The sequence below is a fragment of the Chroococcidiopsis sp. CCALA 051 genome (genome assembly GCF_003015105.1).
Lineage (GTDB): Bacteria > Cyanobacteriota > Cyanobacteriia > Cyanobacteriales > Chroococcidiopsidaceae > Chroococcidiopsis > Chroococcidiopsis thermalis.
Map to the genome: position 1 here is coordinate 40,173 of NZ_PYCI01000035.1, position 11,683 is coordinate 51,855.

General features: G+C 44.0%; 17 protein-coding genes. 11 read left to right on the plus strand and 6 right to left on the minus strand.

Annotated features, from left to right (window positions below; genetic code table 11):
* Nucleotides 1–58: 58 nt before the first annotated feature.
* Nucleotides 59–268, minus strand: a complete 210-nt coding sequence (locus C7Y66_RS11000; protein WP_106545605.1) for a hypothetical protein — start codon at nt 266–268, stop codon at nt 59–61.
* A 379-nt stretch (nt 269–647) separates the two neighbouring features.
* Entirely contained in the window at nt 648–773 is a 126-nt protein-coding gene (locus C7Y66_RS32895; RefSeq protein ID WP_255409967.1) for a hypothetical protein, read from the minus strand.
* A gap of 82 nt (nt 774–855) precedes the next feature.
* On the opposite strand from C7Y66_RS32895, the gene C7Y66_RS11005 reads away from it, so the two are divergent.
* From C7Y66_RS11005 to C7Y66_RS11015, 3 genes are all read left to right on the plus strand, one after another.
* On the plus strand, nt 856–2,463 hold the full coding sequence (locus tag C7Y66_RS11005) for a site-specific integrase (protein ID WP_106545606.1): 1,608 nt from the start codon (nt 856–858) through the stop codon (nt 2,461–2,463).
* Between the two features lie 417 nt (nt 2,464–2,880).
* On the plus strand, nt 2,881–3,216 hold the full coding sequence (locus tag C7Y66_RS11010) for a hypothetical protein (RefSeq protein ID WP_106545607.1): 336 nt from the start codon (nt 2,881–2,883) through the stop codon (nt 3,214–3,216).
* Between the two features lie 2 nt (nt 3,217–3,218).
* Complete coding sequence (locus C7Y66_RS11015; protein ID WP_106545608.1) at nt 3,219–3,707, plus strand: hypothetical protein; 489 nt, start codon at nt 3,219–3,221, stop codon at nt 3,705–3,707.
* Nucleotides 3,708–3,867: 160 nt separating this feature from the next.
* Here C7Y66_RS11015 and C7Y66_RS11020 read toward each other — a convergent pair whose 3' ends face one another.
* The gene (locus C7Y66_RS11020) at nt 3,868–4,107 is read right to left on the minus strand and encodes a helix-turn-helix domain-containing protein (RefSeq protein WP_106545609.1); all 240 of its coding nucleotides are present in this window, start codon (nt 4,105–4,107) and stop codon (nt 3,868–3,870) included.
* Between the two features lie 224 nt (nt 4,108–4,331).
* On the opposite strand from C7Y66_RS11020, the gene C7Y66_RS11025 reads away from it, so the two are divergent.
* The 8 genes from C7Y66_RS11025 (at nt 4,332) to C7Y66_RS11060 (ending at nt 9,566) form a co-directional block, all read left to right on the plus strand.
* Complete coding sequence (locus C7Y66_RS11025) at nt 4,332–4,517, plus strand: hypothetical protein (protein WP_106545610.1); 186 nt, start codon at nt 4,332–4,334, stop codon at nt 4,515–4,517.
* Nucleotides 4,514–5,086, plus strand: coding sequence for a helix-turn-helix domain-containing protein (locus C7Y66_RS11030; RefSeq protein WP_106545611.1), 573 nt, complete (start codon nt 4,514–4,516; stop codon nt 5,084–5,086). Before C7Y66_RS11025 ends, C7Y66_RS11030 begins: the two co-directional genes overlap by 4 nt.
* Nucleotides 5,083–5,631 carry a hypothetical protein gene (locus C7Y66_RS11035; protein WP_106545612.1) on the plus strand — a complete coding sequence of 183 codons (549 nt, stop codon included), beginning with the start codon at nt 5,083–5,085 and terminating at the stop codon, nt 5,629–5,631. Before C7Y66_RS11030 ends, C7Y66_RS11035 begins: the two co-directional genes overlap by 4 nt.
* Before the next feature lie 2 nt (nt 5,632–5,633).
* A complete protein-coding gene (locus tag C7Y66_RS11040; protein ID WP_106545613.1) occupies nt 5,634–6,182 on the plus strand; it encodes a hypothetical protein in 549 nt (182 codons plus the stop codon).
* Complete coding sequence (locus C7Y66_RS11045) at nt 6,182–7,024, plus strand: helix-turn-helix domain-containing protein (RefSeq protein WP_106545614.1); 843 nt, start codon at nt 6,182–6,184, stop codon at nt 7,022–7,024. The genes C7Y66_RS11040 and C7Y66_RS11045 overlap by 1 nt, the downstream gene beginning before the upstream one ends.
* Complete coding sequence (locus C7Y66_RS11050; RefSeq protein WP_106545615.1) at nt 7,011–7,547, plus strand: hypothetical protein; 537 nt, start codon at nt 7,011–7,013, stop codon at nt 7,545–7,547. The genes C7Y66_RS11045 and C7Y66_RS11050 overlap by 14 nt, the downstream gene beginning before the upstream one ends.
* Nucleotides 7,548–7,792: 245 nt before the next feature.
* Nucleotides 7,793–8,611, plus strand: a complete 819-nt coding sequence (locus tag C7Y66_RS11055) for a DNA cytosine methyltransferase (protein WP_158265904.1) — start codon at nt 7,793–7,795, stop codon at nt 8,609–8,611.
* A 70-nt stretch (nt 8,612–8,681) separates the two neighbouring features.
* Nucleotides 8,682–9,566: a hypothetical protein gene (locus C7Y66_RS11060; RefSeq protein WP_233222629.1), complete on the plus strand. Its 885-nt coding sequence runs from the start codon at nt 8,682–8,684 to the stop codon at nt 9,564–9,566.
* An 8-nt stretch (nt 9,567–9,574) separates the two neighbouring features.
* Here the strand turns inward: C7Y66_RS11060 and C7Y66_RS11065 are convergent, their stop codons facing one another.
* The 3 genes from C7Y66_RS11065 to C7Y66_RS11075 all read right to left on the minus strand — a co-directional run bounded on the left by C7Y66_RS11065 (nt 9,575) and on the right by C7Y66_RS11075 (nt 11,678).
* Nucleotides 9,575–10,405 (minus strand): DUF4351 domain-containing protein, encoded by an 831-nt coding sequence (locus tag C7Y66_RS11065; protein WP_106545617.1) that lies wholly within the window; start codon nt 10,403–10,405, stop codon nt 9,575–9,577.
* 217 nt (nt 10,406–10,622) lie between these two features.
* The gene (locus C7Y66_RS11070; RefSeq protein WP_106545618.1) at nt 10,623–11,069 is read right to left on the minus strand and encodes a cupin domain-containing protein; all 447 of its coding nucleotides are present in this window, start codon (nt 11,067–11,069) and stop codon (nt 10,623–10,625) included.
* A gap of 216 nt (nt 11,070–11,285) precedes the next feature.
* A complete protein-coding gene (locus tag C7Y66_RS11075) occupies nt 11,286–11,678 on the minus strand; it encodes a secondary thiamine-phosphate synthase enzyme YjbQ (RefSeq protein WP_370143932.1) in 393 nt (130 codons plus the stop codon).
* Between the last annotated feature and the right edge of the window lie 5 nt (nt 11,679–11,683).

Consider the following 11,683-nt stretch of genomic DNA (forward strand, 5'->3'; position numbering starts at 1 on the left):
TGGTTGAGAATCAGGTTTTAACTATTGCCACAAATCAATTTACAGTCTCGAATTTTATTCATGCTACTATCCCCGCTAACCTCAAGTATCCGCAGCTGACTATCTCCTCTTCTCCATAGCGAACGACAATCTTGGCAAAGATTTCAGTAGAATATTTGACTGTCCACTGTCCCGCTCCACCAAAATATTCAACAATAGAACCAGGCATTAAAAGACCAACACCCCACGATCGCTCTCCTGCATCCATTTCTATTCGGGTAGTACCCACGGTTGGGGTGGAAGCGATCGCCTCCCTCAGTTCTTGATGCTCGCGATTGTAGTTAAATCAGTTCGATCTGTTAAGCTCTTTTGTACGGATGAACAGGGAGCATACGAACGGCATTGGAGCCTAATAAAATAGTGATAGTACTGATTTTTAGCATTTTGTTCTAAACTAAGTCTCTTATTGCAAATGCTCTAACCGGAAAATGGCATTTTTTCGTAGGCTATTCTTAATAAAACGGTTCGCTGGAAGCCAAAATTCTACATCACTATTTTTATTACACTCCCACATTTTATTGCACTACTCAACATCAACTCACGCCTACTCAGTTTAGTAGCCCCAGACTTCCACTCTGCGAATCTGCCAAATTCACAGCCCTAGAATACTACCCTACTTGCAGAGTCGAACCGCAGCGCCAAGTGCCACCTTGATTTGTCAGTGTAAGTGGCGCATCATACAAGATATTTGAGGTAAGTTTCATCTGTTGAGCTAAATTTACTATCAACAGCATCGTCTCTTTCGTCCTGTAAACATTACACAGCTCGGTGGCTTATTCTAGCAAGTAATCCAATACTTTTGTCAGTCAATCAACTATGCAACCAGAAACAGTCCTAGAAGCATACAAGCAATTTAGCGTAGGGCAGGCGTGTAAAAAGAATCCTAGACTTGTCCACAATCTGCGAACTGTTTTCAGACAGTATATTTTACCTACTTATGGATTTAATCCAAAAGATTTGAAGCGGAGTAACCTTGAGGAATGCCTCGCTCAAGTTCCGCTATCAAAGCTTATTGGAGATGCAACAAAACTGCTCAACAATTTGAGTAGTAAAGCCGATCGAAGTAATGCGTCCCGATCAATATCTAACGGTACGATCGCTAACTACCGCTCAGCTTTAGTAAGATTCTTTGAATGGCTGTATGCACAAGGTTGGCAAAGTTACCTGAGCAGTAGTGAGATTGGCGATCGTACACCTCAGATGGCTAGCGGTCATACTTTGGCTTCATCACGTCGAGGGGGACGTAACTTGGTAGCAAATCCTTATGCTCTTAAGGAAGAAGAACTCACTGATACTCTAAAGCAACACCTCGAACAGCTGGAGAGTTTTTGGACAAGCACGGCTGTACAATTAGATCGAGAAAATACTATAGATCCAGCTACTTTTAGACTCTATAAGTTTAAGATTCTATGTATTTTAGGGTGGCTCAAAAATGTTCAAGGAGAAGATTTAAAACAACTTAGCTTAGAACAAATTATAGATCTTAGCCAATTACAGAAATTTGTAGAGTGGGGAATACAAACAAGAAAAAATGAATATGGCTGGGCTTTGAATGTAACTAAAGCAGCTTTGTCCGTTTCCCGTTGGCTATTTTCCATGTCTAAAATCGAAGAGAAGCCAGTTGCAGACTTACAAGCGTACCTCCACTCTTTAAATCAAAAATTTCAAGAAGCTTTAGAGGAAAAAAGCGAACGAATACCGATGACTTTTAAACAAAGTGTTATGGTAGTCGAATATCTTCATCAGTGTTGTGCGCCGCTACAAAAGTCAGGAATAGCACGTTCTGAAAGTGCGATTATGAGGTCTTGGCAGCGATATCTCATTGTAGCTTTGTTGACTTATACACCGTTACGTCAACGGGAAATTCGAGAATTAAAGTTAGGACAATCTCTAATTCGCGATCGGGATAACTATAGAATTTGCCTAAATACTAAACATAAAACAAATAAAGAGTTTGAGATACCCAGGCTTTTAACAGAAGATTTAGACGTTTGGGTTGAACAGTTTTTACCAAAGATTTTACCAAAGGACAATCTAGTCTTTATTCGACTTGGAACTACTAATAAGCTTCCAAGTTTAGGACAACCTCTTAGTTCGCGCGATATTTCAGATCTAGTATCGTCAGCCATCTATAAAGCAACTTCTATCTTGTTTGATGAGCCTATACGAACTCCCGCTCTAATTTTACGGGATCTAACATTTGGTGTTTTAGAGCAGTTTAGCGAGCCTGAATTAATAGCAGAATCTAGCCAATCTAGAGTAACCAAGCAAATTGTTAATATAGTACGACCACAATCACAGAGTTCATCTATTCTCAATCAGATTAAAGCTCCAATTCAAGATTTCCTTGAAATATTAAAAGAAGAAGTAGAAGAGTCAGATGAGGATGGTTTTGAAGATTCTGCTTCCCAAAGCAATGACTAACAGGAATAGTAAAAATAGTTTCTATAGTCGAGTGTCCATCGAGATACCTGCAAAATGGGACATATTGTAAAGTGATATGAAGCCAATTTAAAAAACTTTGATATAAATCGGTTTTAGCTACAAGCTGAGTGTGTTGCCTCCAGATGAAACATTCCCTAAAACGCTCATTGATGGGCAAGAGTAAGGGCGAAAGGTGATGAAAGCTAGGTTTTACCGTGCAAAATTCTGATTTGTCTAACATCATTATTGCTGCCTGATAAAGAATTTATTACAAAAAATTGCTTTAGGGTCTCACGATAGCTTATATTCTCTGTAGTATTTTAGGAAAATGTTCGTCTGTGAAACATAAATACTATTCAGACGGCTAATCCACCTTAATACAGGATTGCCTTTCTTAGTGAGGAGCGAAAAATCGGCATGAGCGAATTTATCACAACTGACGCACAAAAAGCTATAGCGCGGAATATGGGGAAGTTTTCCAAAGATATGTTATCTGCTAGAGCGATGAGTAACAGCTTTTACTGGTTTATGCCAAATATGCCAGATATATTCTTGGGTGCAGCAGTATATACGCACAAAGAACTGAGAGCAACGGTTGATGAGAATAGAACTGTTATTGAAGTCTCACTCTCATCGCCTGTCTCACAGACACTGCCATCAATTCAAAGATTGCGCTACGTAGTGCTGCGGTGTATCAATTGTATCTGCTTTGTCAAGTGGTTATGTGAGTCGAAATCAGCAGGGAGCGTGTGATAATGCCATGTTATTTTCTCACCCGCCCCCTCGATCCAAAGTGGCAGCGGTTTGCCGTCTATCTTGCATCCCGTATTGGCATCTGTGTCGTTTTTCGGTGGGATCTACAAGCAAATCAGACAGTCATTCTTTATCCTGATTTCCCAGCTAGTAGCTTAGGGCTACTCTGCCTTGGCAGCATTCTAGGTCTGAATGGAAAGCTTTACGCTACTGATTACGGACTCGCCATTCATGAAACAGTACCGCTTGAAAGTATTTACAGCCTAGAAAGACGAGCTACTAATGCTACCCTCAGCCTTCACGAGCATAATCGGCTCACGGGGGGAGATGCTAGGAAATTTAAAGAAGATTATCTTGAGAATTACAGGCGTAAGGGTTATGTTGCTACCTGCTTGTACCAGGTAAGGACAACAAGGCATCGCCAAAGAATCGTAAATGCGAGCGTTGCCGACGAAATCCTACATAAGTCAGTAAAGGGGGACGAGGTATGAAACATATCGCTCCCACGCATCATCTAAACCTACTGGAACCCAGTGCAGTAATTACACATACATCCCTCTGCCATAGCTGTAGCACAACACGAGCAATTCAACGCGCTGGCACTGAACCTTACTACGCTGCGCTGCGACATGCAAGATGCTATCGCTTAACTCAAGCCGACTTTCTTCCCGCGATGGTACGCGATCGTCTTTCCTCAAACGCTTCTATCAGATCCAACAATGGCATATCTAAGCTTTCTGCCAGACATCGAAGAGTGTCGAGTGTTGGCGAACGACTTCCATTAAGCCATCTAGACCATGTTGCAACATCTACCTTTGTCTCTTGCGCTAAAAAAGACAGTTTAGATTCTAAAAAATTTTGCTTGTTTGACTTTTTAGTCACAATAGCCATAGAATGCCATCATAAGTTTTTGACGGTTACGTCAATAATAGCTTATTTTCAAACAACAAAACATCCGAGCCACCGGATGTCAGTTGTAAGTCTGTTTGACTTTTGCTTTCATGTATTTACCCTCTTACGAGGGAGGATTACCTATGAATGTACCATTTTCGGGGCGCTGTCGCAATCCCTTGGCAGCTGCTGCATCATCTCAATGCTTCAGGGAGGTGCAGTAAATGAAAACTAAGCTTTTGATTCAAAAATCGACTCTACAAGCCCTACTATCGCTTGCTACTCGTATCGGAATAGAAAAATCAATCGGACTTGAGCAAATCTATTTTTGGTTAACCCTTCAAGAGGAAACTGGAAATGCTCCTATCAGCCAAAAAATAGGGATGGGGGTAAAGGAGGTGAGCCAATGAAGGCAGAGCAGAGAACGAAAAGAACAGCTCCTTTCTACCCACTGACTCGAAGCGAACGGGTTGAAACTGTGAAAGACTTGACTAGTGCGAAGATTAAGGTTCTTTACTACGTGCGCTCCATCGACCCGTCTGGCGATCGCAACTTGGAATATAGCGTTAGTGCAATAGCTTCGGAGTTGGGTTTATCTAAAGGAGCGGTTTCAAAGGCTATTAGAACATTAGAGCAAGGGAGATTGATAGAACCTGGAGTCTTTTCTACGTCAAGCAACAATAATCTTGAATGCCAAATACGTAATCGTCTTCATGCTGTTCTGGGTGGACTAACAGAAGTCACTACACCCGCTGGTCGTATTGATTTGTTGACTGAAGCAGAAATTATTGAAGTTAAAGCAATCAAAGACTGGAAAGCAGCACTAGGTCAGGTATTAATTTACTCTGCCTTCTATCCACAACATCAAAAACGATTGCACTTATTTGGGACTGCTAGTGAGCTAGAGGCATTAGCAGATATTGAGGCAGCAGTCATTAGTTTTGGAATCAAAGTCATGGGGGAGGAAGTACAGGCATGAATGTTGATGAGCAATTTTACCTCCTAACTCACGGTGTATTGGACAAACTAATGGATGCAAAACTAACTGCCGCAGAGTGGAAGCTATGGGCGTACCTAACTAAGTTGGATTCTTGGGGCGATCGCTATCAAAACTTAGATACGCTCACAGTGATGGCTGAGTGTAACATGAGCAAGGCAACCTTTTACCGAGCTGTAGCCAGGTTCCAAGAGATGGAGTTACTGCCTAAGTGGGTCAAGGTTCGCAGCGTCAACACGATAGAAAAATCAATTTGCGATCGCCTTCATTCAGAGTTGGGCGGATTAGTGGAAGTTGCTACTCCCGCTGGCAGAAATGACCTGCTCACCAATGCCGAAATTATCGAAATTAAGGCAATTAAAGACTGGAAAGCAGCTTTGGGTCAAATCTTAGTTTACTCAGGCTTCTACCCACAACATCAAAAACGACTGCACTTGTTTGGTTCTACCAAAGAGTTAAAAGCATTGCCAGATATTGAAGCAGCTGTTTTAAGCTTCGCAGTCAAAGTCACTTGTGAGGAGGTATAGAGATGTCAAAACCAACTCACTACCCATTGACGATGGATGAGTTTCTCAAGCTCAACACACTTTTAACTGATGCTGAGCTTCGGGTATACCTCTATTTAATGATTAAGAATCCGTTTCCAGATTCAAGAATCGAAATAGACACCGCATTTATTTCAGAACAGTTGGGGCTTACCAGGAGAACTGTCCAGCGATCTGTGAAGAAGATTGCTGAATTAAAATTTTTTCCCAACTTATTCTTTTGTAATCAGTCTAATAGTGTCGAATATCAAATACGCGATCGCCTTCATGCCGAGTTAGGCGGATTAGTAGAAGTTATTACTCCTGCTGGGAGAATTGATTTGCTTACCGACACTGAAATTATTGAAGTTAAGGCTGTCAAAGATTGGAAAGCGGCTCTAGGTCAAATACTGGTTTACTCAGGTTTTTATCCACAACACCAAAAACGATTGCACTTGTTTGGAACTGCTAGTGCGCTCTTAGCACTAGCAGATATTGAGGTAGCGGTTCTGGGTTTTGCAGTCAAAGTTACTGGTGAGGAGGTTAAGAAGTAATGACATCTGAGCAAAAAGTTACTAAAAAGCCTCTTTTCTACCCCCTAACCCATGAAGAGGTGCTTGACTTAAAAGACTTGACAGGAGTAGAGATTAAGGTTTTTCTCTACGTGCGAACCCTAGATCCGTTTGGCGATCGCAACTTGGAGTATAGCGTCACTGCGGTGGCTGAGGATCTGGGTTTATCTAAGGGAGCAGTTTCAAAGGCTATCAAGAGTTTGGATGCAAAAGGTCTTGTCCACGTAGAGTTAACACGAGTCAAGATCCGGATCAAGGCAGATAAGTCTGCTGTTGCATCGTTTCCTATAGGAAACGACGTTTCCCAGAGTGAACCAGGGTTTCCCATAGGAAACCAAGATTTCCCAGAAGAAACCGAAGTTTCCTATAGGAAACCGGAGTTTCCTGTAGGAAACAGCCAGCAGCCAGAACCATTACCAGACAAGACTCCCAGAACTCTTCAGACTAATAAGACTTATATAGACTTTATTCAGACTCTCTCAGAAGGCGAGAGAGAGATTTTTTTGGAATTTGGCAGAAAGAAGGCAGCCAACCTACCACACCCCCCTGAGCTTCCAGACAAATGGATTGCCGCGAACTTTACAGAACTTTACAAATATTTTTTAGCGTCCTCGGCGGGACGGGAGGCAAAACAGGAAGCGATCGCCCGCAAATATGACTGGGAGAATGACCCGCGCCTGATGGACTGGTTGCACAAGGCTTATTGGGAGGGACATCCGTGGGCGGTTGAGAATGAATTTGAGAGGGAGGAAAGGCTTGCTTTTCTCATGTGGGCGCAGAAAACCAATGCATACGCGGGGAGGATAGCCGATGAGCCTGCCTAAACTAGACCGCCAGCCAATCAGACCGGATAAAGATAAGAGTGTTGACGCTGAGATTTGGTATCCAGACTGGCGCTGCTTCTGCTGTCACGATACTGGAATAGTTAGACCAAAACTAGCCGAGTTGGTAATTCCAGGCTACGACTATGACAAAGACTTACATCCGGCGTGTTATCGATGCTCTGCTGGTAGTGCCTATACCCACTGCGAGGAATACGACCAGCGATTCAACCGAGGTATTTGCGGTGAACTGGATAGGATCGAGCGGGATAATTGGACTGCCACGGTCAAAGAGAGACAGCGGCAGATTCTAGAAACAAGGCTGCTGGCTCAGGGGATGAGCATGAGATCGGTCGATCGCACTCCAGATGAAGAAGTGGAAGTGCAGCAGCGGCATGAAGAAGCTTGTAACGTAGACCCCAAAAAGCAAGAGGAAATGGAACGAGCCAACTTGAAACGGATGGAACGGGCAGACTTGGGACTGGAGGACGAGTGCGAGGAGAAGGCGTATCATGGCGAGTTCTAGGGGAAAAGCAAACTCATTACCTATTACCCACTACCCATTGCCTATTAGCTTGACTCCCGACTCCCGACTCCCAACTCCCCAAGTAGGCGATTCCCTTCGGGATAGCTCCGCTTCACGCATTCGTATTAACGATTTGCATTTTGTCTGTGCCGGAATGGAGTTTGAGATAGACAGGGTAGATCTCGATTTGGTACGCACGACAGACAACAGCCTATTTCACCGCGACTATTTTGAAGTCATTGAATGTGCTCCTTACCCAACTCGATCTTTGTTCGGGAATCGGCGCAGGTTTCCCCGTCGCTGGTATCGTTACCGAAGGATTTGAACTCGTCGGACTGTGCGATCTCATCGCCGACCGAGAACATGAATACATCAGAGATATCTTGCTCCAACGGTTTCCCTACGTCTCCATTTTCCACGATGTCAGAGAGCGAAGTCATTGGCAATTGTGGAGAGGACAACTGCCAAGTCTCATCTCAGCTTCACCCCCCTGTCCACCATTCTCCCTTGAAGGAAAAAGATTGGGAGCAGACGACCCAAGAGATTGCATTCCAGCAGTCACAGATGCAATCGCCATCCTCCAACCAAAGTTTGCAGTCATCGAAAACGTCCCAGGATTGCTCACCTGCCCAATTAGATCGGGGGAACCACCAGGTTCATATTTCCGAAATTTGCTCCGAACCTTTGACAGCATCGGGTACGATGCGGAATGGGTTTGTGTTTCCAGCGCCTACTTTGAAACGCCCTGGATTGGCGCTCGGTTATTGTTGGTTGCCACGTCCAGGCGCGTTGTCCAACAATTCAACCAAGAGCCGACCCCCTGGTACGAGCAAGTTCGAGGGCAAGTGCAAGCAGTTGGGATTGCTGGGGAGAAATCAGGTAGCCAATCCCGAATTTTTAGAGGCGGCTTTCGGATTGCCGAAGAGTTGGACAGACCCATTGGAGTTAAGAGCGGCGACCCAGTTGTTAGGCAGCGGCGATCTGCACTTGGAAATTGTCTCGACCCTAGACTGGCAGCGATCGCCCTCCACCGCGTCCTCTACCTCGATAGCCTCATCAAGTGACAGCGTTACAGATATTTCAGATATGGTGACAGACAACTCAACCCTAACCGTCAAGCGTGGAGAGCGGGCTATGGCTACGAATCATCATCGCGTCCGCGAACCCGACCCAGAATCATACGACGAATCGAGTTTAGCTAAGGCTGAATCGGTTCAAGTCGAGGTGTTGGAAGAACTAGACGAAGGTGAGGAGCGCGATCGCCATCGTCTAGAATTGCGTGTAGAGAGGGCATTCTGTGAGGCGGGTAAAGCATTGGCAGAATTACGAGAGCGACGATTGTATCGCTCTACCCATAAAACTTTTGAGGCTTACTGCCAAGACAGGTTTGGATTTACTCGCCGTCACGTAAACTATCTAATTGCTGGTTCTCAAGTGGTAGAAAATCTACAAATGGGAACCAATGGTTCCCAAATTTTACCCACCAGCGAACGTCAAGTTAGATCTTTGATTGCTCTAGAGCCAGACGAGCAATGTGAAGTTTGGCAACAAGCATTAGTTGCATCTAACGGTAAAGTCCCATCAGGGCGGGTGGTCAAAGGGATCGTCGAGCAGCTCAAAGAAAAGCCCCTGGTGAATGCCAAAAACTACTGCCAGGTTGGTGACGTATTCACCTTGGTAAGGCTAGAAGGTAAAGAAAAGAAATATAACGGTTGTTGGGCGATCGCAGTGGAACCGAGAGACTTTACAGTAATGGTTGACGTTCACGATGCAACTCTAACTGTGAAGCCAGAAAACTTGAATAAGATTGATTCTCCCGAATCCCATCGGCAGTTACCACAGATTTTGCAGCGGATAAGGAAAGTAAGAGAAGTACCTGGATTTCGCGATCGCGTAGCTTACACCATGCTGGAACACTTGGGAAAACAGACTTATCTCACGCCGTTGGAGGATAAGGTGTTGCAGTTGATAGAGCAAGAGTATGGGGTTGAAGATGTCGAGCGAGAAGCAGGAAGCTGAAGCATATCCTACGACTGGTTTTGTAACCAAGCAGCTAGCTCGTCAGCATTATTGAAGTCCAACAACGCCACTCCCAATTCTTCAAGCTGGGGAGTGGTTAAGTTTTGGATTTGGGCTTGTAATTGGGGAGCAACTTCACCAATTCGCCGTGTGAGTAGACGCATGGTAAACGATAGGGCTTCTTCCTGCTTTCCTTGCTGTATGCCTTCACGGATGATTCCTTGATAGATTACTGATTCTTTCATAATGTCTTCTCTCAAGTATTGGCGAATAATACTTTCTTCAAACCTTAAACCTGCAAGTATTTCTACACAAGCCGAAATATTACTTCTTTGCTCCCGTGACTCAATCATATCCAATTGGGTCGAAACTTGCTCTAACAAAGTATTTGGAGAATCTGCTTGAGCCAGTGTTGCTAAAGGCAGCAGTGCAGGATTTGCTAATAAAGGAGCTGGATCTTGCTCCCACAATCGAATAACTCGATAGCGATATGTAATACTATCAGTTATGAATTCGTCAGTGTAAGCTGCTGTTGAGCCAGTGCGTTTGAGAAAGATAACAAACTGATCGACTGGACGATTGTACTGTCGATAAAGCCTTACATAGTAATCCAACATCCTTAGAGGTAGTGGTGGATTTGAGATAGCTTCTACCTGAAACTCTAAATGTAAAATCCGTTCCTGGGGGCGCAATAAAGCAACGAAATCAGCGCGAATTGGTTCAACAGTTAACTCAGATTTGAGAATGTTAGCATCAGTTGTAGTTACACCTAGAATCCAGTTAACAAAGCTTTCAGGGTACTGTTCGGAAAGATATTTGCAAATATTATCGACAGACATTTAAACTCAAGATACAACTACTACTAAAATCAAAGTTTTAGATGTAAGTATCATATCAAAGTAATCGCGAGTTTTATGAATATTTTGAGTCGCTCAATTCGTTTTTAATTCAGCTATTTAGTTGCACTATTTAAAGCGAACTTTGTCTAAATTTAGTTAACAATAAATCAACTTACTTAACTCAGAATTAGATATTGTTTGCTGCTCTAAAATTCGCTCAACTTTCCAATGTCGGATCGTAGGGTACAACTTTCTCTTGTTCGTCTGGATCGTTGCGGGCAGCTAGCACGTAAACGGGTTCTGTTGCGCTGAGATTACGCGGCTGATGGGGAACGCCTGGGGGAGTAAAAACAAAATCACCTGCTTCGCAGACTCGGCACTGCTGGAGTCCCTGCCCATAACAGACTTCAACCCGACCCTTGAGAAGATAAATTGCTGTTTCATGCTCTGGGTGAAGATGTGGCTCGGCAATTCCACCAGGAGGAATAATTACGAGATTCATTGAAATTCCCTTCGCCCCTGTTGTGTTTGCGGAAATACCAACAAAATGGGACAACCGTTCGTGAGTTAGTATTGCCGCGTCGGGGCGCACGATCGCGATCTCGGTTGGCTTTTCAAAGGATTCGCAGGTGTCATGTGGATTAGCAGGCGTGTTTTCTATCATCAGGTACTCTCCTTCGAGATGATTCCAGAGCGGTACAACTCAGCTTCCTAATTGTGTGAAGAATGAGTTGAAAGATGGGCGATCGCTCTACCATATCGATCTCTACGATGAGTGGACGATCGTTATGCAAATTAGCTCTTGGCTTATGGTAAAAATGGCATGAGCCCTGTTAGTTTTGGTTGAAGGAGAAGCATCGAGTATATGGCTGTTTTTTAACTATTCTCCATAAACGGTCACAATAATCTTTCTCTGTCGCGGTTTGATATCGCATTCCAGGTGAAAAATTTGCTGCCAGGTTCCTAGCTCTAACTTGCCGTTGTGTACTGGCACAGTCAGAGAAGGTCCCAGCCACGTTGCTTGCAAATGAGAATGTCCGTTGCCGTCATGCCACATCTGTTCGTGTCCGTATTCTCGACTAGGTGGAATCAGCTTATTTAGAAGTTCGGGTAAATCGCGTTGCAGTCCTGGCTCAAATTCAATCGTGCCGATGGCTGCCGTACTGCCTATGTTGAAAATGTGAGCCATTCCCGTTTTAATCCCAGAATTTTTCACAATTCGACTAACTTCATCGGTTAGGTCGTGCATATCTCCATGACTTTTGGTGGAAATTTCGA